General features: G+C 72.6%; 16 protein-coding genes. 8 read left to right on the forward strand and 8 right to left on the reverse strand.

The window, feature by feature from the left end:
- Positions 1-7 precede the first annotated feature (7 nt).
- From B056_RS0107235 to B056_RS0107245, 3 genes are read left to right on the forward strand one after another with little or no spacing between them, the layout of a single operon-like run.
- Complete coding sequence (locus tag B056_RS0107235) at positions 8-442, forward strand: nitroreductase family deazaflavin-dependent oxidoreductase (RefSeq protein WP_018501219.1); 435 nt, start codon at positions 8-10, stop codon at positions 440-442.
- A 57-nt stretch (positions 443-499) separates the two neighbouring features.
- A complete protein-coding gene (locus tag B056_RS0107240; RefSeq protein ID WP_018501220.1) occupies positions 500-1,567 on the forward strand; it encodes a phosphotransferase family protein in 1,068 nt (355 codons plus the stop codon).
- Positions 1,564-2,619, forward strand: coding sequence for a phosphotransferase (locus tag B056_RS0107245; RefSeq protein WP_018501221.1), 1,056 nt, complete (start codon positions 1,564-1,566; stop codon positions 2,617-2,619). Before B056_RS0107240 ends, B056_RS0107245 begins: the two co-directional genes overlap by 4 nt.
- A 694-nt stretch (positions 2,620-3,313) precedes the next feature.
- Here the strand turns inward: B056_RS0107245 and B056_RS0107250 are convergent.
- The 3 genes from B056_RS0107250 to B056_RS0107260 form a co-directional block, all read right to left on the reverse strand.
- Positions 3,314-3,544: a hypothetical protein gene (locus tag B056_RS0107250; protein WP_018501222.1), complete on the reverse strand. Its 231-nt coding sequence runs from the start codon at positions 3,542-3,544 to the stop codon at positions 3,314-3,316.
- 449 nt (positions 3,545-3,993) lie between these two features.
- Positions 3,994-5,415 (reverse strand): esterase-like activity of phytase family protein, encoded by a 1,422-nt coding sequence (locus B056_RS0107255; protein ID WP_230202870.1) that lies wholly within the window; start codon positions 5,413-5,415, stop codon positions 3,994-3,996.
- Between the two features lie 60 nt (positions 5,416-5,475).
- Positions 5,476-6,429 (reverse strand): 5'/3'-nucleotidase SurE, encoded by a 954-nt coding sequence (locus tag B056_RS0107260; protein WP_230202871.1) that lies wholly within the window; start codon positions 6,427-6,429, stop codon positions 5,476-5,478.
- 392 nt (positions 6,430-6,821) lie between these two features.
- Here B056_RS0107260 and lysA point away from each other — a divergent pair, with 392 nt between their 5' ends.
- A complete protein-coding gene (gene lysA / locus B056_RS0107265; RefSeq protein ID WP_035750546.1) occupies positions 6,822-8,135 on the forward strand; it encodes a diaminopimelate decarboxylase in 1,314 nt (437 codons plus the stop codon).
- Between the two features lie 82 nt (positions 8,136-8,217).
- On the opposite strand, the gene B056_RS0107270 is transcribed toward lysA, so the two are convergent.
- Positions 8,218-8,985, reverse strand: a complete 768-nt coding sequence (locus B056_RS0107270) for a dienelactone hydrolase family protein (RefSeq protein ID WP_018501226.1) — start codon at positions 8,983-8,985, stop codon at positions 8,218-8,220.
- A 78-nt stretch (positions 8,986-9,063) separates the two neighbouring features.
- Between B056_RS0107270 and B056_RS39350 the strand changes: the two genes are divergently transcribed.
- The 3 genes from B056_RS39350 to B056_RS0107285 all read left to right on the forward strand — a co-directional run bounded on the left by B056_RS39350 (position 9,064) and on the right by B056_RS0107285 (position 14,733).
- The gene (locus tag B056_RS39350; RefSeq protein ID WP_020572365.1) at positions 9,064-9,975 is read left to right on the forward strand and encodes an SRPBCC family protein; all 912 of its coding nucleotides are present in this window, start codon (positions 9,064-9,066) and stop codon (positions 9,973-9,975) included.
- 122 nt (positions 9,976-10,097) lie between these two features.
- Complete coding sequence (locus B056_RS0107280) at positions 10,098-11,918, forward strand: serine/threonine-protein kinase (protein WP_018501228.1); 1,821 nt, start codon at positions 10,098-10,100, stop codon at positions 11,916-11,918.
- Positions 11,919-13,518: 1,600 nt separating this feature from the next.
- Positions 13,519-14,733, forward strand: a complete 1,215-nt coding sequence (locus B056_RS0107285; RefSeq protein WP_026239430.1) for an ABC transporter substrate-binding protein — start codon at positions 13,519-13,521, stop codon at positions 14,731-14,733.
- Positions 14,734-14,813: 80 nt separating this feature from the next.
- On the opposite strand, the gene B056_RS0107290 is transcribed toward B056_RS0107285, so the two are convergent.
- The 4 genes from B056_RS0107290 to kdpA form a co-directional block, all read right to left on the reverse strand.
- Entirely contained in the window at positions 14,814-16,262 is a 1,449-nt protein-coding gene (locus B056_RS0107290; protein ID WP_018501230.1) for an MFS transporter, read from the reverse strand.
- A 155-nt stretch (positions 16,263-16,417) separates the two neighbouring features.
- Positions 16,418-17,320, reverse strand: coding sequence for a potassium-transporting ATPase subunit C (locus B056_RS0107295; protein WP_018501231.1), 903 nt, complete (start codon positions 17,318-17,320; stop codon positions 16,418-16,420).
- 3 nt (positions 17,321-17,323) lie between these two features.
- Positions 17,324-19,588 (reverse strand): potassium-transporting ATPase subunit KdpB, encoded by a 2,265-nt coding sequence (kdpB, locus tag B056_RS0107300; protein WP_018501232.1) that lies wholly within the window; start codon positions 19,586-19,588, stop codon positions 17,324-17,326.
- 2 nt (positions 19,589-19,590) lie between these two features.
- The gene (kdpA, locus tag B056_RS0107305; RefSeq protein WP_018501233.1) at positions 19,591-21,300 is read right to left on the reverse strand and encodes a potassium-transporting ATPase subunit KdpA; all 1,710 of its coding nucleotides are present in this window, start codon (positions 21,298-21,300) and stop codon (positions 19,591-19,593) included.
- 409 nt (positions 21,301-21,709) lie between these two features.
- Here kdpA and B056_RS35620 point away from each other — a divergent pair, with 409 nt between their 5' ends.
- The gene (locus B056_RS35620) at positions 21,710-24,424 is read left to right on the forward strand and encodes an ATP-binding protein (protein ID WP_018501235.1); all 2,715 of its coding nucleotides are present in this window, start codon (positions 21,710-21,712) and stop codon (positions 24,422-24,424) included.
- Positions 24,425-24,441: the final 17 nt, after the last annotated feature.

Here is a 24,441-nt window from a genome sequence, read left to right on the forward strand (position 1 = left end):
GACACCCATGAGCGAGCCCGGATACACCGCCCCGGACCTGAGTCTGCGCGGGGCCGAGCACGTCGCGCGTTACCGGGAGACCGACGGTGAGGTCGGCTACCTCTGGAACGGCGTGCCGACCCTGCTGCTGACCACGGTCGGCCGGCAGTCCGGCGAGAAGCGCACCTCGGCCCTGATCTTCGCCCGGGACGGCGACGACTACCTCGTCGTGGCGTCCACCGGCGGGGCACCGCGGCACCCGGCCTGGTACTGGAACCTGACGGCGCGTCCCGAGGCCGAGATCCAGGTCCGCGGCCTGCACCTGCCGGTAGTGGCCCGGACGGCGTCCGAGGACGAGAAGCCCCGGCTCTGGAAGATCGTGACCGCGAGCTGGCCCAACTACGACGTCTACCAGACCCGCACGGACCGGGTCATCCCGGTCGTCGCCCTCACCCCGTCCTGAGAAACCGGCCGCGGCCGCGGGAAACCTGCTGCGGCCGCGATGAAAGGAGCAGTACGGATGAGCGTCGCACCGGTCTTCGCCAAGGGCCGGGACCTCGACGCCACGGTCGAGATCCTGCGCCCGTGGCTCGCGGCCCGATTAGGCGTCGACGACCTCACAGTCGGCGAGCTGACCTATCCGATCGGGGCCGGGGTCTCCAACGAGACGCTCCTGCTCGAAGCCCGCTCGGCGGGCCGCGTCGACGACCTGGTCCTGCGGATCGGGCCCCGGCCCGAACACCAGATGTTCCTCGACCCCCGGTTCCGGATGCAGTACGACCTGCTGGCCGCCCTGCGCCGCGACGGCTCGGTGCGTGTCCCGGAGCCGCTGTGGTTCGAGGACGACGCCGCGATCCTCGGGCAGCCGTTCTTCGTGATGCGCCGGATGCGCGGCCGGGTGCCGGTCAGCATGCCGGTCTACAACAAGACGGGCTGGCTGACGGAGGCGACACCCGCCCAGCGGCGGACCCTGTGGGAGAGCGCGGTGCGCCAGCTCGCCGCCATCCACGTGATGCCCGTGGACGAGGTGGGCTTCGTCGACCTCGCAGAGCTGGGCAGCACCGGCCCCGAGCAGCAGCTCACCTACTGGAACCGCTTCGCGGCGTGGGCGCTCGAGGACGAGATCCCCGACGCCGTGCGCACCCTGTTCGAGTGGCTGGCCGCGAACCGGCCCACCGAGCCCGTGCCCGGCCTGTCCTGGGGCGACGCCCGGATCGGCAACATGATGTTCGGCGCCGACTTCGAGGTCGTCGGCGTCATGGACTGGGAGCAGGCGTCGCTGGCCGGCCCGATGGCCGATCTCGGCTGGTGGCTGCACTTCGACGAGATCCACAGCTCCTTCCAGGGCCTGGCGCGCCTCGACGGCCTCGGCACCCGGCAGGAGACCATCGACCTCTGGGAGGAGCTGACCGGCCGGCGGGTCGAGAACCTGCTCTGGCACGAGGTCTTCGCCTGCGTCAAGACGGCCCTGCTCGGCCTGCACACCCGCCGGTCGATGCGGCTCCCGGTGGCGGGCCGCTCGGAGCGCGGCCCCTACCTGCAACGCGCCTACCGCCTGCTCGACCTGAACCTGGAGGAACTGCCGTGACCCTGCCGGGCGGCCCCGCGCCGTGGGACGAGGACGTCGTACGGTCACCGGAGTGGCTGACCGCGCTGCTGGGTGAGTCGTGGCCCGGGGCCGTCGTCACCGGCACGACGGTGACGCAGCGGCTGCAGACCGTCGCGACGAAGGTGCGCTTCCAGGTCGGGTACGCGGAGCCGGTCGACGGGGCGCGGTCGGTCGACGGGGCGCCGGCGGCGCTGTGCGCCAAGGGGTACTTCAACCCCGCCGTCCGCGGGCGCGGCACCCGGGTCGAGGCCGACTTCTACCGGAACTGGGCCGCCACCCTGCCGGTGCGGACCCCGCCGTGCGTGTACGCCGCGGTCGACGAGGAGACGAACCACGCGCTCGTCCTGATGGAGGACCTGGTCGAGGCCGGCGCCACCTTCCTCGACCCGCTCGTCGGCTACACCGCCGAGCAGACCACCGGCACCCTCGACCAGCTCGCCGCCCTGCACGCGGCGACGTGGGAGGACAAGGGCGAGCTGACCGCCGCGTTCCCGCCCCGGCTCGCCTCGCTCGCCCGGGTCCTGGCGCCCGAGCGGCTCCAGACCCAGCTCGACGACGGCCGGGTGCCGGCGGTGCCCGCCGACGTCCGCCGCGCGGACCGGCTGCTGGCGGCGATGGGCCGACTGGCCGCGATCACCGACCAGCCGCGCTGCCTCGTCCACGGCGACCTGCACACCGGCAACGTCTACGAGCTGGCCGACGGCTCCCCCGGGCTCATCGACTGGCAGGTGGTCCAGCACGGCGGGTGGGCGCTGGACGTCGGCTACCACCTGGCGGCGGTGCTGGATCCCGACGAGCGGGCCCGCTCGGAGCGGGACCTGCTCGACCACTACCTCGGCCGGCTGGCCGCGCACGGCGTCACCCCGCCCGCGCGCGAGGACGCCTGGTGGGCGTACCGGGCGCACCTGCCCTACGGCTTCTACCTGTGGGCGATCACCCGGGCGGTGGACCGCCCGATCGTGGAGCACCTGACCGGGCGACTCGGCCTCGCCGTGGCCTACCACGGCAGCCTGGACCTGCTCGGAGTCTGAGAACCGATCGGAGTCTGAGAACCGACCCGGGGACCCGGGACACCGCGCGGTCGCCCCGGCTTCCGACGCCCCCGACGTGGCGAAGATGACGATCGGCAACGCGCCGTCGAAGACCTGCCCGACGACCACGACCACTCCGCCACGGTGTCGGCCCGCTCCCACGCGCCGGCCCGCTCCCACGCCCATCCCCAGGCACCGGGCCACGGCTGGTCCCAGCCGGGCCGCCGGCACGGTCGAGGGCACCGAGCCGAGGAAATCGCTGTCCGGGAGGAAATCGCTGTCCGGTTCGATGCCGCACTTTCCCGCCGGGAAACCGCACGCGCTCCACCCGGACCGGGCGGGCTGTCTGACAGCATTCGACGCCGCCGTCGACCGCGCGGTCGAGGCCGGGTGCATCCTCCGGCGGGGCGACGATCCGTACAGTACGGATCGTCGCCCCGCCGGATCGCGGTTGGTACGGATCGGAGTTGGTACGGATCGCGGATCGCGGTCAGTACGGATCGTGGCTGGTCGGGTCAGTTCTCGCGGGTGCCACCCCCGCGGCGTCGGGCCGGAACTCCCGACGGCATCAGGCAGCCTCGGGTAAGCAGCACGCTCGCCCGGATTCGCGGGCGCGGGCGGGGCGATTCCCTGGGTCGCTCCAGCCGCCGCGGCGCGACACCGCCGGCGCAGCGGCCCGCGGGCAGGGGCCCGGTCACGCCGCGGTACCGAAGGCCATCAGGCCCAGCATTCCGAACGCGGCGACGATCACGGCCAGGCTCGCGGTGGTGGCGAGGAACGCCGACCTGCGGTCGGCGACGTCCGCCCGCTCGGCGAGATACGCCCGGTCGGCGACGTGGGCCCGGTAGACCCGGTAGGCCCGGTCGACGCGGCGCACGTGCGGACGCCGGACGGCCCGCCGCCGGGTGCTGTGCCGGCCGCTCATGACGCGCGGGGCCCGCGACGAGCGGAGAAACCCGGGAGGAAGCCGTCCGCCTTCCGTTGTGAACACGTTGACGCGGGAACCTCGGCCGCGCCGGCCGGAGACATGGTGGCCGCGCCTGTCCGGGGGCAGACGGTGCCGTCTTCTCCACCCATCGATGACCGCTCCGTTTCGCTAGATGGCCTGCGCCGTACTGGATCTACCCCATTCGCGCCGACACACAGGGCAGGTGTGCCGGCGGGCGGGGCGCCAGGAGCCGCCGACCTCGTCGCCGCCCGCCCCCGACTGGGATAGTGGAACCGTAGAGGCTTCCGTGGGAGCGAGTGGAGCGTCTGCCAGTCGGGCATGAAAGGTAGCCGGCGTGTTACGGCCAGAGTCCACCTACCGACGGGCGGCGAACGGGTCGGGGCCGGGCGCGGGCCCGGAAACGGAGCCCCGGGCGGGGCCCGGAATCAGCCGAGCGGGCGGTTCAGCCGCAGCTGCAGAATCTTGCTCTGCACGCCCGAATCCACGAGCTGGCCGGCCTCGTTGAACGATCCGAGCCCGAAGTCGTTGTCGTTCGCGACGGCGATCGTCCGTCGATCAATGATCGCGATGCCCTCAATCTTGTCCGGCATGCCCGCAACGCCTTCGAGATCGACGGCGAGACGCTTCGGCAACACGGTGACGCCGACCTTCGCCGGGTCGGCCGACGACTCGAGGGACGGGGCCGTCGCCGGGCGGTCCCACCGGCTGCCGAGGATGTTCGTCGCCCGGCGCAGGTCGACGGTGTAGAGCCGGGAGACGGCGTCGGTCCGCTCGTTGACCAGCAGGGTGTGGTCGTCGACGGCCGCGAGAGAGGAGACCTTCATCGCGGTCGGGTCACCGGCCGCGGAGGGGTCGAACGCGGCGACGTCCTCGAACCGGTAGACGTACTCACCGGTCACCTTCCGGCTCACCGTGTCGAAGCGGAGAATTCTCGTGTTACGGGAGGCGTCCCCGGTGGCCGAGTCCGGAAGCAGCAGCGGGCTCTGCACGGCGAGGTAGAGGGTGCGCCCGTCCGGGGCCAGCGTTATGCCCTCGAAGCCACGGTTGGTCTTGCGCGCGGAGAGGACACCCGGCAGCGAGGCGATGACCGGGTAGTCCGTGCCGGTCAGGTTGAGGCCGGCGGGGATGTAGCGGGCCAGTACCTGGCCGCGCGCGCTCACCCGCAGCAGCGACGGGCTGTACTCGTCCACCAGCCAGAACTCACCCGACCGGGTGCGGACCAGGCCCTCGGTGTCGAGGCCGTTCGCATTGAACGGGAGCGGGGTCTGGGCGTCCCAGGTGTAGGGCGTCTCGTCGAAGCCGTCGATGTTCGACAGCCCGGTGACCGGCCTGCCGTGCGCGGTGGTGATCGGCAGCGCGTCCAGCACCTTGAGCGTCGAGCCGGCGGCCCGGACCCGCACGATGGCCGGGTCGAAGCCGGGCACCGGGAAGGTCCGCCGGTTCTTGCCGTCGATCTTGATCTGCCCGTTCGGGCCCCGGTCGGTGATCGTCCAGAACTCGTTCGGCCGGTCGGCCGGGTACAGGTCGCTGCCGATCCCGCCGAGGTCGACCCCGCGGTCGGTGTCGACCGAGCCCCGGATCAGCCCGTTGGAGAAGTCCGCCAACGGGATGTCGGGCAGTGTCGCGGTGGACAGCACCGTCGGCACGGCCGACCCGGCCCCTCTGGCCGCGTCCCCGCCCGCCGACACCGCCGGTGCCGCCGGTGCCACCGCGGACGCCGCGGACGCCGCCGGGCCGACGGCCACCGCGAACGGCACGGCCAGCGCGACCCCCAGGACCGCCGAACCCACGACCGCCGACACGCGGACCGCTCCGCGTGCCGCGGCCTTCCCCCCAGTACCCGACATCGGTACTCCTTCTGCTCAGTTGCGAAGTTCCAGCCGCCCACGCGGCCGGAACGGGACGAGCTACTTCCCGGCGGGCGCCGCCGACACCGTCGGTGCCGCGGGGGCCGCGGTCACGACCGCGGCCGGGGTGGCCGGGCGGGCCGGGATCTCGGTGAGCGTCGCGAAGCCCGCCGTGAACGCGGCGACCTCCTCGTCCGGCTCGGCGCTCGACGTGCAGTCCTGCGGGGCCAGCGCGGCGGCCAGGTCCGGCAGCGTCGGCTGGGTCGGCAGCTCACGCTGACCCCGGATCCGGCCGCCGGCGGCGCAGTTCGGGATGTTCAGGTTCGCGATGGTGGCCCGCGGACCGCTCGCGGGCGTGCCGGTCGGCAGCTCCGCCCGGTGCGCGGTCACCCAGTCGGTGACCAGCTTGGCGGCGGGGGCGAAGTCGAAGGCGTCGCCCGTTCCCATGCTGGACGCGATCGCCGGGATCCCGCGGGCCGCGGCAGCCCTGGCCGCGCCGACGGTGCCGGAGAGGTCGACGACCGGGCCCAGGTTCTGGCCCTGGTTGACGCCGGAGACGACCAGGTCCGGGGTGAGCCGCAGGACGTCCAGTGCCACCGTCACGGCGTCCGCCGGGAAACCGTCGACGGCGGTCGCGGGGGTCCCGCCGGCGGTGGCCGCGTCGTGGTGCGCCGGGGTGGGCACGGTCGTCTTCCCACCGGTGCCGGACTGGTTCGCCGCCGGCGCGACGACGGTCACCGTCACGCCGGGCAGGTCGCGCAGCCCGCGGACGACCGCGTCGATGCCGGCCGCCGCGACGCCGTCGTCGTTGGTCACCAGGACGTCGAGCGGTGCCGGCGCGCTCGCGGTGGCGCCGGGGGCCGCGCCGGCGGCCGGCGTCGCGTCGCCCGCGGCACCGGGCCCGCCCGTGTCGTCACCGCCACCGCAACCGGCCACCGTGAGGACCACGGTGACCGCGGCGAGGAACGCGGACGCCGCCCGAGCCGTCCGCCGCCGGCGATCCGAACGCCCCACCCGCACCACGAGATCTCCCCTGCGCCGTCCGGCGTCCCCGGACCTGCCGCCCGGGGACCGCACGCGCCCTTTCATATCGCTCTACCAGGGTGTTCCGCTCTCACCAGCGAGGCGCCCGAGCCGACGTCACGAACTGTTCGCGCACCGGGCGGGCACCGGAAAACTCCCGTTCGCCACGAGTTCGGCCGCGGGAGCGCGCCAGCCCGCGGGAGGCCGGTGGCGGGCCGGCCGCCGGCCTCCCGCAGGACGCTGTCCGCGGACGCCCCAGCACCGCCGGCGGATCCACCGAAGGGAAGCGGGCGGTCTGTACCGTAGCCTCCGACGGGCCTTTGCCGCCGAGACAGGTGATAAAGGCCGGGCAGCTGGCGGTGGCCATCACGGTGAGGATGCAGATGGACGAGTTCTCCTATCGCGGCGGCACGTTGTGGTGCGAGCAGACAGAGCTTCGCGAGGTGGCCGAGAAATTCGGTACGCCGACCTATGTCTACTCCGGGGCGACCCTCGTCGATCACTATGTGCGGTTCGCGAAGGCGTTCGAGTCGATCAACCCGCTCATCTGTTTCTCCGCGAAGGCGCTGAGTAATGTCCACCTGCTCCGGCTGCTCGCCGGGCAGGGCGCCGGCATCGACACGGTGAGTGGCGGCGAGCTGCACCGGGCACTGGTCGCCGGGGTCGACCCGGAGCGGATCGTCCTGGCGGGCGTGGGCAAGTCCGAGGACGAGCTGCGCGCCGCGGTCCGCCACGGCATCCGCTGCGTCAACGTCGAGTCCGAGGCCGAGGTCGAACTGCTGGCGCGGGTGGCGCGCGAGGAGGGCCGCCGGCCGCGCCTGGCGATCCGGGTGAACCCCGACATCGCGCCGGACCTGCGCACCCCCGCCCGGACCACCACCGCCATCCGCGGCGCCAAGTTCGGCGTCGACATCGAGCGGGCCGCCGCGCTGTTCCGGGCCGCCTCCGCCGACGACTCCCTGCGGGCCGAGGGCTTCCACGTGCACATCGGCAGCCCGATCTACGACCCGCAGGTCTACGCGACGGCGCTCGACCGCCTCCTGGCGCTCACCGCCGAGCTCGAGGCCGACGGGCTGCGCGTCACCACCCTCAACGTGGGCGGCGGCTTCCCCGCCGAGTACGCCGAGGGCAGCGCCCCGGGCTGGGACGACTTCGCGGAGGCGATCTGCCCCCGGCTGCAGGGCTTCGTCGACCGCGGCGGGCAGGTCGTCTTCGAACCGGGCCGGACGATCGCGGCCAACGCCGGCATCCTGCTCGCCACCGTCCGTTACCGCAAGCGCGCGGGCGACCGCGAGCTCGTCGTGATCGACGCCGGGATGACCCACATAGTCCGCGCGGCGATGTACGACAGCTACCACTTCATGTGGCCGGTGACCCCCGTGAACGGCGCCGTTCCCCGGTCACGGGACCAGCAGTCCACCGATGACCTGGTCGGCTATGACGTGGTCGGCCCGATCTGCGAGTCGAGCGACTATCTGGCGAAAGGCCGGGCCCTGCCGGCGATGGTTTCCGGGGATCTCATCGCGATCTTCAGCGCGGGCGCCTATGGAATGACGATGACGAGTAACTACAACAGCCAGCTCCGGCCGGCCGAGGTTCTCGTCCGCGGCGGGCGGGCCGATCTGATCCGGCGCCGCGAGACCTACGACGATCTGGTCGCCCTCGAACTCCTCGACGGCCTGACCCCGCCACTCTGACCTCCACCGGCGGGGGCGGGCCGGGCGGTGCGGCCAAGCGGTGCGGCCGGTCGGGGCGATGCGGCCGTTCGGGGCGGGGCGTTCAGGGCGCGGTGATGTGGGTGTCCAGCCAGCGGAGCATTCGGGACCAGGCGTCGCGGGCGGCCACCGGGTCGTGGGTCGCGGGCCGCTCGGGAGTGTGGAAGGCGTGCTGGGCGCCCGGGTAGCTGATCAGCTCGGTCGGCACCGGCGCCCGCGCGGCCGCGGCGCGCAGCGACCGGATCTCGTCCACCGTGACCCAGGTGTCGTTCTCCCCGTACAGCCCCAGCCACGGTGTGCGCAGCTGGTCCGCGACGTCCAGCAGTGGCGGGGCGCCCGTCCAGTACGGGGTGCTGACCGCGCCGCCGTAGAAGGTGACGGCGGCGCCGAGGCCGCGCCGCGCGGAGGTGAGGAACGCCGCCGTGCCGCCCATGCAGAACCCGATGATCCCGGCCCGGGACGGTGGGAGCCCCACCGTGGCCAGGTGGTCCAGGCAGGCGTCCACGTCGGCGGCGATGCCGGCGGCGGTCAGCGTCAGCATCTTCGACGAGCCCTCGGCCACCGGCACCTCGGACCGGCCGTCCCGGTGGTAGAGGTGCGGGGTCAGCGCGAGCCAGCCCTCCGCGCGCAGCTGCTCACACACCGAAAGCACATAGTTCGTGATTCCGCGCGCGTCGGGGATGACGATGACTCCGCCGCGCGGCGAGACTGCGGGGGCCGGCGCCGCGACACTCACCGGAACGGTGCCGTCCGGACCACCAGGGGTGTCCGCCCGGCCCCCGACCCCGCTCCCGCCGCGACCGAGGTGCAGGCGGACCGTCTCCAGCGTCATGACGACATCATGGCGAACGCACCGTGGACGGCGCGCCCCCATCGGCACCGGCGGGAGCACCTCGACCGAGGAGCGCCCATGCCCACCCCGTCCCCCTCATCCGACCCGTCCGCACCGGTCACGGCATCCGGACCGGTCACCGCAGGGCCGGTCGCGCCGGACGACGCCGGCGGCCGTTCGATCCGGCTGGAGGTCACGGTCGCGGGCACCCCCGCCGAGGTGTGGGAGACGATCGCGACCGGGCCCGGCATCAGCACCTGGTTCGTCCCCGCGGAGGTCGAGCAGGTCGAGGGCGGTGCCGTCCGGCTTGACTTCGGCGGCGGGCTGGCCGAGTCGGGGCGGGTCCTCGTCTGGAGCCCGCCGCACCGTTTCGTCTACGGCGGCGCGGCCGCCCCTGAGGAGCCCGCGCCCGCCGCCCACGCGCTGGCCTTCGAGTTCGCCGTGGCGGCCGCGGGCGACGGGACGTCCAGCGTGGTCAGCCTGGTCAACAGCGGCTTCGCCGCCGAGGGTGCCGGGGACGCCGCGGGCGGCGGCGAGCTCGACGCGATGCGCGAGGGCTGGCGGCTCTACCTGCGCAATCTTCAGCTGTACCGGGCCCGGTTCGCGGGCTGGCGGGCGTCGTCCATCGTGATCACCGAGATGGTACCGGGGCCGGGGGACGTCGTCTGGCGCACCGTGCTCGACCGTCTCGGGCTCCCCGTGGACGTCCGGTCCGGGCGGGTGGCGAGCACCGCGCCGGACGCCCCGGCGCTCGCGGGAACCGTCGAGCACGACGAGAACCGCATGCTGACCCTGGTGACCGACGTCCCCGGTCCGGGCCTGGCCTTCCTCGCCGTCGAGGGGATCGGCGACCAGATCGCGCTGAGTGTCTACCTGTACCTCTACTACCCGCCGGGGGACGCGGCGGCGGCGCGGCGGGCGGCCGCCGTCGCCGAACGCGACGCGCCGGGCTGGCGCCGCTGGCTCGCCTCGATCTTCCCGACCGCCTGATCCAGAACGACCGATCCGGAACGGCTGATCGGGAGCGCCTGATCGGGAGCGGCTGATCAGCTGACCTGGGCGGATTAGACTCACTCACCGCCACATGGCTTACGGCGGGGGGTACGCCGGCGATGCGCCGACTCGGTTCGCAGTACGTTCTGCACGCGCCACTCGGTCGCGGAGCCACCGGCGAGGTGTGGCGGGGCGAGCGCGAGGCGGACGGCACCGCCGTCGCGGCCAAGATCCTGCGCGCCGAGCTCGCGGACGACAGCGACGTGGTCGAGCGGTTCCTGCGGGAACGCGAGCTGCTGCTCGGCTTCGACCACCCGCACCTGGTCAAGGTCCGCGACCTCGTCGCCGAGGGCGGCGGCCTCGCCATCGTGATGGACCTGGTCGACGGCGTCGACCTGCGCAAGTACCTGCGCGCGCGGGACGTCCTGGCCCCGCGCGAGGCCGTGTCGCTGCTCGGCCAGGTGCTCGACGCGCTCGCCGCCGTGCACCGGGCGGGGGTCGTCCACCGGGACATCAAGCCGGACAACATCCTGATCGACACCACGGACCCGGACCGCCCGCGGGCGATGCTGACCGACTTCGGGATCGCGCGGCTGGCCCACGGCCCGTCGATGACCCGGCTCACCGGGCTGATCGGGACGCCGCGGTACATGGCACCGGAGCTGTCCGAGGGCACCAGGGCCACACCGGCCGCCGACCTCTACAGCATCGGGATCGTCCTCTACGAGCTGCTGGCCGGCCGGCCGCCGTTCAACGCCGATCATCCGATCGCGATGCTGCGGGCGCATCTGGAACAGACACCCCCGCCCCTCGAGGAGCTACCCGGAACGCTGTGGGCCACCATCGCCCGCCTGCTCGCGAAGGCCCCCGCCGACCGTCCGGCCACGGCGGGCCTCGCCCGGGCCGAGCTGGTGGCGGCGCTGGCCGGTACCGACGTGGCCCTCGACGAGGCGGAGCTCGGCGCGGATCTCGACGCGCCCGACGCGACGGTGATCAGCCTCCCGACCGGCCTGCGTCTCCCGACCGGCCCGATCGCGGTGGCCGGCCCAGCCGTCGCGGCCAGCCCAACCCCGGTGGCCGGCCCAGCCGTCGCGGCCAGCCCGAGCGCGGTGGGCGATCAGGCGCACGACACCCTGCTGTCTCCCCTGTCGGGGGAGCTCTCCCCCGTGCCGGCGCATTCCCCCGTTCCAGTCGCCGGCCCAGTCGCCGGCCCAGTCGCCAGCCCGGGCACCGGCCCGGGTGACGGGCGTCCCGGGCGGCGGCCCCGGCCGCGCTGGCTGCCCTGGGCCGCGGCCGGCGTCGCCACTGCGGTCGTCCTCGGTGGCGGGTCGTGGGCGCTCGCCGACGCTCTCGGTGGCGGGAGCGGTTCGGGCGCGGCAGCGGGGCTCGCCGAGGTGCGGGTCAACGAGGTCGCGGCCGCCGCGTCGTCGTCGGCCGGCGGGTCGGCCGGTCCGGCCACCGCGACCGGGCCGGCCGCGACAGCACCGGCCGCGTCAGACGGCCCGGCCACCGCGGCCACCGTCCAGGCGGCCGGATCACCAGCCGCCAGATCATCCACTTCCGGGTCGGCCACCGAAAGCGACTCGACCGGCTCGAACGGCTCAGGCACCTCCAACGGCTCAGGCGCGGGCACGTCGACCGGCTCGACCGGCGAGCAGCCGGCGCCGGGGCCGGGGCCCGGCGACGGGCAGACCGGTGGCTCCACGACCACCGGGCAGCCGCCCGGTGACGGGCTCGTGGCCGTGCCGGGGGTGCTGAACATGGTCCTCGCCGACGCCTCCGCCACGCTCAAGGCGGCCGGCTTCTCCAACATCCCGTACCTGTACGAGTGCCTGGGCGCGGCGAACCTCAATACCGTCGTCTCCCAGTCGCCGGCGGCCGGGACGAGTCAGGGGACGTCGGATCCGGTGAACCTCCGGCTCCAGGCGAACAACTGCTGACCCCCGACCGCCGCTGAACCCCGGCCACCCCGGCCCAGCCCAACCTGTCAAGACCAGATCCCGCCACCCTGTCAACGCCCACGGGGAACCGAGACATGTCTCACCGACGGGTGCTTCGGAGTCCGCCCACTCGTGGATGACGGCGCGGATGACGGCGGCCGGCCACGGTCCCGGGCGCCCGCGCCGGGCCCCGTCCCGGAGCGGCCCCGGCGGGTCCGCTCATCCGCGACGGACGCACCGCGGTATATCGCTCCAGGCCCTCGAACATAATCACCAGAAATAATTTCCACCGCCCGAAAACCCGATGCCGGGATCATGCGCGAGGTCGCACCGGACTAGCCTCCCGGCGCCCGAGCTCGCTTTTCCCAGCCTTTTGTTTCCGGCAGACAAAGTCCGCGAATCCCGTTCTCCCAAACGGGAACGCCAACCCGTCACCATACCAAGAAGATTCTCTTCCACCCCGGAGACCGGTCTCCTTGAAAGCTTTCATCCACCCGAGGAAAATCTTTCGGATATCACGCGACCACCGGCGAACCCGGGCCCACGAAAGGCACCGACAACGGATCGGAACAGCCGACGGCGACGCGCCGACCACGGCCGGGAACGGAAAGTCCGTTGCCGGTTCCCCGGGCTCGCCGGACGGTCCTTTGCGGCGGTGGCTCCGGGATCGGGACAGCCACCGATCGGGCGCGTTCCGTCGGTCGGTGTTGATGACCTGTCACTGGATGCACGATGACCACCCGCGAACAAAGTGTGCAGGGTCACACATAATCCGCGCTCACATATAGGACATTTGCCCGCGCTTAACTACATAAATCCCAGTAGTCGGCACGGGACCGGCCGGCCGCGCCTCCGGCGGGCCGTCGGTCCGCCGGAGACCGTCGCCCGAGGGCCCGCCTGGCCGGGCTACCGCACGGGTCACCTGCCCGCGGCCCGCCCGTCCACCACAGCAGGTGACATCCCGACTGCCGGACCAGGACTTTCACCCAAGAGAAGCGCGCCGCCGAACCCACAAGCGGCCCACCGCCTTACGCCGGCCGTACCCGGCACTCCGCAATCACCCGACGCCCGTTTCGCGAGCGCCCGCCCCGGCCCGCCCCGGGCGGACCAGCGGGCACCACCCGCGCGCCCGCCACCGCGATTCGCGATAAACCGCCCGATTCCACCAGCTTGTGCGGGGGCCGGCCGCCGTACGGCCGGCCTGGACCATCCGAGGCGGGCCCGCGACCCGCACTACGACGCCGAGCGCTTTCGCCTTCGGACCAAACCGGTTCCGCGTCGACGGCCGGCGCGGAACCGAGTATCCGGAAGCAATCGGGAGAACGCCGTCCCACCGTGATGGAAATCATCAATCCGGCGCCTTACCAGATCGGCTTCGGAAGCTCCCTTCCGACCCCTTCCACGATTGCCACAAGGCGGCCACGGCATCGCGCGGCACGGCGGACCCGCCGCGACTGCCGCTATCTCCGCCCTGCTAACATCCACATGATTCATAAATGATGAAGGTTTGGACGGGGAGCGCCGATCTGGGCGCGGGCCGGAGGCGGACCGCCACGCGCCTCCCCGCCAGAGTCGCTGTTTATCTTCTGTGGGGTAACTGGTGCGCTTAGGCGGATTGACAAGACGACTCAGCGTGGCGGCGGTCGCGACCCTCGCTGTCACCATCACCGGGTGCTCAGGCACGGGCGGCGGCGATTCGCCAGCCGCCTGCAACAGCCCGGGCGTGACGTCCGACCAGGTGAAGATCGGCTTCGTGTACTCCGACTCGGGCCCCGGGAGCAGTTCGCTCTCCTCGGCCCGCGCCGGGCTCGACGCCCGGATCGGACTGGCCAACCAGGAGGGCGGGATCCACGGCCGGCGCATCGTCTACGAGTGGCGGGACGACGGCTCGTCGTCGACGGAGAACGCCCGGGCCACCCAGGACCTCGTCCGGAACCAGTCCGTGTTCGGACTCGTGACGGCCACCGCCTCGCTCGGCGACTCCCTGGAGAACCTCCAGAAGGAGGGCGTTCCCGTCTCGGGCCTCACCCAGCCGGCCTGGGCCAGGTACCAGAACCTGTTCTCGTTCCTGTACGACGTCTCCCCCGAGGCCACCGGCCGTTACATCAAGGCCGCCGGTGGGACGAAGGTCGCGTACCTGGTCTCCGCCGCGTCGCCCTTCACCATGCAGACCATCGAGCGGTACAAGAGCGCCTTCGCCTCGGTCCAGCTCCCGTCGGCCGACGTGATCCCCTTCGCGCAGGCGACCGACAGCCCGACGCAGGTGGCGCAGCGGCTGTCCGCGATCGGGGCCGACGCGCTGGTCGGATTCTCGACCCCGCAGGATCTCGCCGAAGTCCTGCAGGCCGCCCGGGCCTCGAACGTGAACCTGGCCGCGACCATTTCGCTCACCGGGTACGACCGCAGCGTGCTGCACACGCTCGGGCCGGCCCTCGCCGGGGTCTCGTTCTCGGTGAACTTCAAGCCGTTCGAGGTGGGTGACGCCGCCATCCAGCGCTACCGCGACGCCATGACCCGCTTCGCGCCCGAGACCACCGTTCCCGAGCAGCAGTTCGCGATGTACGCGTACCTGTACACCGACCTGTTCCTGCGTGGGCTCGACCTCGCCGGTGACTGCCCCACCAGGGAGGCGTTCATCAGCGGGCTGCGGAAGGTGACCGACTACGACGCCGGCGGCCTGATCTCACCGGTGAACATCGGCACCAACGCCACCCAGCCGCTGCGGTGCAACGCTTTCGTCCGGATCAACCAGGCCGGCAACGAGTTCGAGGTGACCAACTCGGGGCTCTGCGCCGACGGCTCCAGCACCTCCTGACCGACGAACGGAAGGCGGCGGCCCCGCGGGAATCGACACCCGCGGGGCCGCCGCCCGTGTTCGGGACGGATCGGCGGAGCTCAGGGGGCGGGCGTGGCCGCCCGGTGCCGCGGGATCGCCAGCGCGGCGACCGCCGCCGCCACCGCGGCCCCGGCGCACAGGCCGAACAGCTCCCGGTAGCCGGCGAGGGAGGGCAGCTCGGTCGCGCCGACGGTCATCGTCTCCGCCACCAGGATGCTCCCGCCGATGGCACTGGCCAGCGAGCTGCCGATGGCCCGGAACAGCGTGTTCAGGCCGTTGGCCGCGGCGATCTCCTCCGGCGGGGTGTGCGCGTTGATCAGTGACGGCATGGCCGCGTAGCCGATGCCGGTCCCGATGCCGACCACCGTCGTGCCCACGATGATCTCCGGCATGGACCCGGCGAAGGCGATCCGCACCAGCCAGCCGACGGCGACGATGACCGCGCCCAGGGCGAGGGTCTGCCCGGCGCCGCGCAGCGCCACCAGGCGGGCGGAGACCGGGGCGAGGAACAGCATCCCCAGCGCGCCGGGCAGCAGGACGAGACCGCCGACGACCATGGAGGAGCCGAAGCCGTACCCGCTCGCCTCGGGTGCCTGCACGTAGGACGACGTCCCGATCAGGAGCGCGAACAGCGCGAAGCCGAACAGCAGCGAGGCCAGGTTCGTCAGGACGAGCGGGCGGCGGCGCAGGGTCCGCATGTCCACCAGCGGCTCGCGGATGCGCAGCTCGGCCAGCCCCAGCACCACCAGCAGCACCACGGCCAGCGCCAGCAGGCCGATGACCCGGGCGGAGCCCCAGCCCCAGTTGGCGGACTCGGCGAGCGGGAGCAGCAGCGCCACCAGCGCGGCGCTCAGCAGCGCGGCCCCCACGAAGTCGATCCGGCCGCCGCGGCGGTTGGGCGCCTCGGGCACGATCGCGAACACGCCGGCGAGCGCGGCGGCACCGCCGGCGAAGGTGATCCAGAACAGGATGTGGAAGTCGAAGTGGTCGGCGAGCAGGCCGGCCAGCGGCAGGCTCACCGCGGCGCCCACCCCGAGCATCGCGCTGATCAGGGCGATCGCCGAACCGGCGCGCTCCCGCGGCAGCAGCGCGCTGAGCAGGCTGATCCCGAGCGGGATGACCGCCGTCGACACGCCCTGCATCGAACGGCCGACGATCAGCAGCGCGATGTTGTCGGTCAGGGCGGCGAGCAGCGAGCCGGCGACGAGCATGGCGAGGGCGACCAGCAGCAGCCGGCGCTTGCCGAACATGTCGCCCAGCCGGCCGAACACCGGCACCGCGATGGCGGCGACGAGCAGCGTCGAGGTCAGCAGCCACTCGACCTCGCTGGCCGAGGCGTTCAGCTCGGCGGGCAGCGTCGGCAGCACCGGCACGAGCAGCGACTGCGACATGGACACCATGAGCGCGCCGAACCCGACGACGCCGAGCTCGGCCCGCGCCCGTCCCGGTGAGGTGCGGGCGCGGGCCCGCGCCGCGCGCGGCTCCGCCTGCGTGGACAGATCGGTCATGTTCGGCCTCTCGCGGTCGCGTCGGTGTGGCCCTGCGCCGCCACGACCGGCCCGCACGACCTTGGTCATTAACGGAAGGATCTCTTCCGCTTAAACCAGCAAAGCGGAGAAGACTCTTCCGGTTCAAGGAGGCGAGCCGGCGTGTGATGGAGGACTCAGCGTGACCCGGACGGCACGAGCGCGTCGAGATCGAGGTTCAGTTCGAGGACATCGACGCTGCGCTCGCCGATGAAGCCCAGGGCCCGGCCGGCGGTGTGCTCGCCGACGAGGTCACGGACCCGGTCGGCGGGCAGGCCACGCTCGCGGGCGACCCGGGGGACCTGCAGCTCGGCGTAGGCCGGGCTGATGCCTGGGTCGAGGCCGCTGCCGCTGGCCGTCACCGCGTCGGCGGGCACGGCCGGGGCCTCGGGAGCGTCGCCGCGGACGAGTACCCGCGCACCGGCGGCGATGTCGTCGCCGGGGGCGCGGCAGGTGACCGCCACGCCCTGGTGGGTGGCGAGGAACGGGGTGGCGGGGCAGGGCTCGTTGGCGCTCACCACCCGGGTGACCGGGCCGGCGAAGCCGGGTCCGGCGTGGTACACGGCGAGGACGGCCCCGACCCCGGACGCGGTGCAGTACTTCCGGCCGCCGTCGACCCCCTCCCGTTCGCCGATCGCCAGGCTGCGCGCGCAGACCTGGGTGAGCAGGCTCTGCCTGCCCTCGTCCTCGGCGGTGGCCGGGTCGTCGGGGGTGTCTACGACGTCCTCGGGCCCGAGGTTGGACGCCGACGTCGCGGTCGGGTCGTAGCCGTCCCCGGCGGCGGACGGCCGGCTCTGGAAGTACCGGGCCAGCGCGTTGCCGTCGGCGTCGGTGAACGACTGGCCGATGAGGGCGGAGCCGACCCGCCGGCCGGCGGCGTCGGTGACGAAGGACCCGTCCGCCCGGTCGTTGAGGCCGGGGATCTGGGCCAGGGCGAGGATCGCCAGTGGGTAGGCCAGCCCGAGCAGGACGGTGAGGACGAGCAGGGCCCGCAGCGCCGCGAGGTGCTGGCGCAGCCAGGACGGAAGCCGAGTTGACATGGTTCAGCCCACTCCCGGGATGAACTGGACGAGAAGATCGATGACCTTGATACCGGCGAACGGGACGACGATCCCGCCGAGGCCGTAGACGTAGAGGTTGCGGCTGAGCAGCTTCGAGGCGCTGGCGGGGGTGTAGCGCACGCCGCGCAGCGCGAGCGGGATCAGCGCGACGATGACGAGGGCGTTGAAGATGACCGCGGAGAGGATCGCCGACTCGGGGCTGGCCAGCCGCATGACGTTGAGCCGGTCCAGGCCGGTGTAGACGCCCGCGAACATCGCCGGGATGATCGCGAAGTACTTGGCGACGTCGTTGGCGATGGAGAAGGTCGTCAGTGCCCCGCGGGTGATGAGCAGCTGCTTGCCGATCTCGACGATCTCGATGAGCTTCGTCGGGTCGCTGTCGAGGTCGACCATGTTGCCGGCCTCCTTGGCGGCCGACGTGCCGGTGTTCATCGCCACCCCGACGTCGGCCTGCGCGAGCGCGGGCGCGTCGTTGGTGCCGTCGCCGGTCATCGCGACGAGCTTGCCGCCCGCCTGCTCTCGGCGGATCAGCGCGAGCTTGTCCTCCGGGGTGGCCTCGGCGAGGAAGTCGTCGACACCCGCCTCGTCGGCGATCGCCTTCGCGGTCAGCGGGTTGTCCCCGGTGATCATCACGGTGCGGATACCCATCCGGCGCATGGCGTCGAAGCGCTCCCGCATGCCGGATTTCACGACGTCCTTGAGCTGGATGACGCCGAGCACCCGCGCGGCCGGGCCGGCCGGCCCGTCGATGACCTCGCCGACGACGAGCGGGGTGCCGCCGGAGGCGGAGATGCCGTCGACGACCTCGCCGACCTGGGCCGGGACCTGGCCGCCGTTCTCCCGCACCCAGCGGGTGACCGCGCTGGCGGCCCCCTTGCGCACCCGCCGTCCGCCCGCCGCGCCGGCGGGCACCATGTCTGCGGGCACCATGTCTGCGGGCACCATGTCGGCGGGCACGGCGCCGTGCGTGGGCTCGGGCGCCAGGTCGACGCCGGACATCCTGGTCTGGGCGGTGAAGTGCACGAACGTCGCGTGCGTCAGCTCGCCCGGCGTGCGTTCACGCAGGCCGTACCGCTCCTTGGCGAACACGACGACCGAACGGCCCTCGGGGGTCTCGTCGGTGAGCGAGGACAGCTGGGCGGCGTCCGCCAGCTCCGTCTCGCGCACCTCCCCGACGGGGATGAACGCGCTGGCCTGCCGGTTTCCCAGAGTGATGGTGCCGGTCTTGTCGAGCAGCAGGGTGTTGACGTCGCCGGCGGCCTCCACCGCCCGGCCGCTCATCGCGAGCACGTTGCGCTGCACGAGCCGGTCCATCCCGGCGATGCCGATCGCGGAGAGCAGCGCGCCGATCGTGGTCGGGATCAGGCAGACCAGCAGGGACGCGAGCACGATCCCGGTGATCCCGTCGCCGGTCAGGGTGGAGCTGTCCGGCAGCGCCGGCTGCTGCGCCTTCGCGTAGATCGCCAACGGCTGCAGCGTGGCGACGGCCAACAGGAAGATGACGGTCAGTGCGGCCAGCAGGATGTTCAGCGCGATCTCGTTCGGCGTCTTCCGTCGGTTCGCCCCCTCGACCAGGGCGATCATCCGGTCGATGAAGCTCTCGCCCGGTTTCTGGGTGATCCGGACGACGATCCGGTCGGAGAGCACCCTCGTCCCGCCGGTGACCGAGGACCGGTCGCCACCGGACTCACGGATCACCGGCGCCGACTCACCGGTGATCGCCGACTCGTCCACGCTGGCGATGCCCTCGACGATGTCACCGTCGCCGGGGATGAGCTCCCCCGCCTCGACCACGACGATGTCGTTCTGCGCGAGCCGCGGCGCGGGAACGTCCTCCACGGTCGCGGTCTCGACGGCCCGCCCCGCCTGCCAACCGACGAGCCGGCGGGCGACGGTGTCGGTCTTGGCCCGGCGCAGGGCGGCGGCCTGGGCCTTGCCACGCCCCTCCGCGACCGCCTCGGCGAGGTTCGCGAAGATGACGGTGAGCCAGAGCCAGATCGTGATCAACCAGCCGAACGTCGACGGGTCGGTGATCGCGAGGACGGTGGTGAAGGCCGCGCCGACCTCGACGATCAGCATGACCGGGTTGTGCCACAGCGTGCGCGGGTCGAGCTTGCGCACCGCGCTCGGCAGCGACTTCCAGAGCTGCCCCGGGTCGAGCAGGCCGCCCCCGACCCGACGCGGCGCGGCCGGCTGCGGCCGGCTTTCCGAGGCGCCCGGGCGGGCGGCGATGGTGGTCGTACTCATGATCAGTGAATCCCTTCCGCGAAGGGCCCGAGCGCCAGCGCGGGAAAGAAGGTGAGCGCCACGATGATCAACGTGACGCCGGCGAGCATCCCGACGAACTGGGGGCGGTGCGTCGGCAGCGTTCCGGCGGTGACGGGTACCGGCGCCTGCCGGGCCAGTGAGCCCGCCAACCCGAGCACGAAAATCATCGGCAGGAACCGGCCGAACATCATCGCCAGCCCGAGCGCGGTGTTGTACCAGGTGGTGTTCACCGTTATTCCGGCGAAGGCCGACCCGTTGTTGTTCCCCGCGGAGGTGAACGCGTAGAGAACCTCGGACAGGCCATGCGCGCCGTTGTTCAGCATGCCGGCCCGCTGACCCGGCGTCGCCATCGCGACCCCGGTTCCCAGCAGGACGATGATCGGCGTGGTCAGGAAGTACAGTGACGCGAACTTAATCTCCCGCGCGCCGATCTTCTTCCCGACGTACTCCGGGGTCCGCCCGATCATCAGCCCGGCGACGAAGACCGTGACGACGGCCAGGACCAGCATTCCGTACAGGCCCGAACCGACACCGCCCGGCGCCACCTCGCCCAGCATCATGTTGAACAGCAGGGAGGCGCCGCCGAGGCTCGTGTAGGAATCGTGGAACGAGTTCACCGCGCCGGTCGACGTCAGGGTCGTGGCGGTGGCGAACAGCGCCGAGTTCGCGACGCCGAACCGGGCGTCCGTGCCCTCGGTGGCCGCACCGACCGCCTCGGGGACGCTGCCGTGGTGCGCGAGCTGGAAGGCCAGGTTCACCGCGAGGCTGCCCAGCGCGATCAGCGCCATCGCCGCGACGATCGCCAGGCCCTGCCGGCGATCGCCCACCATCCGGCCGAAGGTACGGGGCAGCGAGAAACCGATCATTAGCAGGAGGTAGATCTCGAACAGGTTCGTCCACGCCGCCGGGTTCTCGAACGGGTGCGCGGAGTTGACGTTGTAGAAACCGCCCCCGTTGGTGCCGAGCTCCTTGATGACCTCCTGGCTGGCCACCGGCCCACCGGTGATCGCCTGCTGCCCGCCGGCCAGGGTCGGCACCACGTGGTTGCCGTGCAGGTTCTGGACCACTCCGCCGGCGATCAGCACGATCGCGCCGAGGACGCAGATCGGCAGCAGGATCCGCACGATCGTCCGGGTCAGATCGACCCAGAAGTTGCCGATCTCGTCGCCGGTGCCGACAACGCCGTCCAGGCTGCCCGGACCGGCCGCCACCGGCGCGCGGCGGCGCGCGAAACCGCGCACGACGGCGATCGCCACCGCGATCCCGACCGCGGCCGAGGCGAAGTTCTGCACCGCCAGGCCGACCATCTGGGTGAAGTGCGACATCGTCGACTCACCGGAGTACGCCTGCCAGTTCGTGTTCGTCGTGAAGCTCACGGCCGTGTTCCAGGCCAGCGCGGGCGACACTCCGGCGAAGCCCAGATCCCAGGGCAGACGGTCCTGGACCCGTTGCATCAGGTAAAGGAACAGAACGGAAACGGCGGAGAACGCCAGCACGCCGCGGGCGTACACCGTCCACCGCTGGCCCGCGTTCGGATTCACCCCCGTCAGCCGGTATATCGCCCGCTCGAGGGGAAGGTGCTTCTCGCTGGTGTACACCCGGAACATGTAGTCGCCGAACGGCCGGTACGTCACGACCAGGGCGGCCACCAACAGCAGTGTCACCAGGATTCCGGCCACCGTCATGGACACTAGAAACGCTCCGGGAACAGCAGAGCCGCGACCATGAGAACTCCCAGACCTATCCCCAGAACAAGACCGGCGACGTTCTCCGCGGTCACAGCCGCTCAACCCCCCGCAGAACAAGCGCCAGCAGCGCGAAACAGGCGACTGTCAGCGCGACGTACACGACGTCGAGCACGGTTCCTCCTCAGAACGTCGACGGCCCCGCCGTCCCTCCTGCCACTGACGTCCAGAAGTCGGTGGCGCGGGGCGAGCGACGTCAGTAAAGCGTGGCCAATGGCCGGATTGACGATCTCTCACAGGTTTCTAACAGCGACGCGGCACTTTCTAACAGGACAGTAACGGCGATCATGAGAAAGGCCGGGCGGGGCCGCGCCGGAGCCTTCCGCCGGCCGCGGGCCGGCCGCACCATGGACGGGTGCCACGAGGAACCCTGCGGATCTACCTGGGCGCCGCGCCGGGCGTCGGCAAGACCTACGCCGCGCTCGACGAGGCCCACCGCCGCGCCGACCGGGGCACCGACGTCGTCATCGGCTTCGTCGAGACGCACGGCCGCCCGCGCACGGCCGCGATGCTCGACGACCTGGAGACCGTCCCCCGGCAGATCCTGGAATACCGGGGTGGATCGTTCACCGAGATGGACCTCGACGCCGTCCTCGCCCGACGTCCCGAGGTCGCGTTCGTCGACGAGCTGGCGCACACCAACGTCCCGGGAAGCCGGCACCCCAAGCGGTGGCACGACGTCCAGGAGCTGCTCGCCGCCGGCATCGACGTCATCTCCACCGTCAACGTCCAGCACCTGGAGTCGCTCAACGACGTCGTGGAGACCATCACCGGCGTCCCGCAGCGCGAGACCGTGCCCGACGACGTCGTCCGCCGCGCCGACCAGGTCGAACTGGTCGACATGGCCCCGGAGGCACTGCGCCGCCGGATGGCGCACGGCAACGTCTACGGGCCGGAGAAGGTGGACGCCGCCCTCGCCAACTACTTCCGGGTCGGCAACCTCACCGCGCTGCGCGAGCTCGCCCTGCTCTGGCTGGCCGGCAAGGTCGACGACCAGCTCGACCGCTACCGCGCCGACCACGGCATCGGCAGGACGTGGGAGACCCGCGAGCGCGTCGTGGTCGCGCTCACCGGTGGCCCGGAGGGCGACACACTGATCCGCCGGGCCTGCCGGATCGCCGCCCGGGGCCGGGGCGCCGACCTGCTCGCGGTGCACGTCGCCCGCTCCGACGGGCTCACCGGCGCCGACCCGGCCGCGCTGGCCCGGCAGCGGGCGCTGGTGGAGAGCCTCGGCGGCAGCTACCACCAGGTGATCGGCGACGACGTCCCCACCGCGCTGCTCGAGTTCGCCCGGGCCGAGAACGCCACCCAGCTGGTGCTCGGCGCCAGCCGCCGCGGCCGCCTGGCCCGCATCCTGAGCCCGGGGATCGGCGCGACCACGACGACCAGGTCCGGCTCCATCGACGTCCACATGGTCACCCACCCCGAGGCGTGGGGGCACCGGCCGGCCCCGGCGGGCGGCGAGGGCGCGGCACCACGCCGCCCCGGCCGGCACGATCGGCCCGGCTGGCGCCCCCGCGGCCGGACGGCCCTGGAGCCCCGCCGGCGGATCATCGCCACGGGGCTCACCCTGGCGCTTGTCCCGGCACTCACCGCCGGGCTCACCGCGAGCCGGGGCACGTTCAACCTGACCACGGAGATGCTCGCCTACCTGCTCGTCACGGTCACGGTGGCGCTGGTCGGCGGGTTCGGGCCCGCGCTGCTCTGCGCCGTCGCGAGCTCACTGCTGCTCAACTACTACTTCACCGCCCCGGTCACCGAATGGACCATCGCCGACGGCGACAACGCCCTGGCCCTGCTCGGGTTCGTGCTGGTGGCCAGCCTGGTCAGCCAGGTCGTGTCCACCTCCGCCCGGCGTTACGAGCAGGCCGTGCGGGCCTCCGCCGAGGCCGCGACCCTCTCCGTGCTGGCCGGCAGCGTCCTGCGCGGCGAGGACGCGCTGCCCGCGCTCCTCGCCCGGGCCCGGGAGACGTTCGGGATGATCTCGGTGACGTTGCTCGAACGCACCGACGACGACCAGGCCGGCACGGAATGGAACCCGGTCGCGACCACCACCGGCACGAGCGACTCCGGCGGACAGGACGCCGGCGGAGACGACGGCAGAGACGACGGCAGAGAGATCGTCGACATTCCCGTGCGTGACGACCTGCGTCTGGTCCTGACCGGACGGTCGCTGGCCGCCGCCGACCGACGGATCCTCACCGCCTTCGCCGCCCAGGCCGCCGTCGCCCTCGACCAGCACCGGCTGCGCGCGGCGGCGGCCGAGGCCGCGCCGATCGCGGCGGCGGACCGGGTCCGCACCGCGCTGCTCACCGCCGTCAGCCACGACCTGCGGACCCCACTGGCGGCGGCGAAGGCCGCGGTGAGCTGCCTGCGCGGTGTCGACATCGCCCTCACCGACGACGAGCGGGACGAGCTCCTCGCCACCGCCGACGAGTCCCTGGACAAGCTGACCCGCCTGGTCGAGAACCTGCTCGACCTGTCCCGCCTGCAGGCCGGGGCCCTGAGCGTCTTCCCCCGCCCCGTCGGGCTCGACGACATCGTCCCCCCGTCGCTCGACGAGATCGGCCCGGCCGCGAACAGCATCATCGTGCGGGTGCCCGACGACCTGCCGGACGTCCGGGCCGACCCGGCGCTGCTCGAACGGGTGATCGTCAACCTGGTCACCAACGCGCTGCGGTACGCCCCCGCCGACGCCCCACCGGTGATCACCGCGAGCACGCTCGGGGACCGAGTCGAGCTGCGCGTCGTCGACAGCGGGCCGGGCATTCCGGTGCGCCAGCGCGACTACGTCTTCCAGCCGTTCCAGCGGCTCGGCGACCGCGACAACACCACCGGGGTCGGCCTCGGCCTGGCGCTCTCCCGCGGCCTGACCGAGGCCATGGGCGGTACCCTCACCCCCGACGAGACCCCCGGCGGCGGACTGACCATGGTGCTGTCGCTGCCGGCCGCGCCCGGCTCAGCCCCGCCCGGCTCAGCCCCGCCCGGCTCAGCCGCGCTCAGCCGCGCCGACGGCTCACCCGGATCTGCTGTGGATCAGGCGGGCCGTCTCCCGGGCGATCTTCTGTAGCGACTCCTCGGGCAGCG

The sequence above is a fragment of the Parafrankia discariae genome (assembly GCF_000373365.1).
Classification (GTDB): domain Bacteria; phylum Actinomycetota; class Actinomycetes; order Frankiales; family Frankiaceae; genus Parafrankia; species Parafrankia discariae.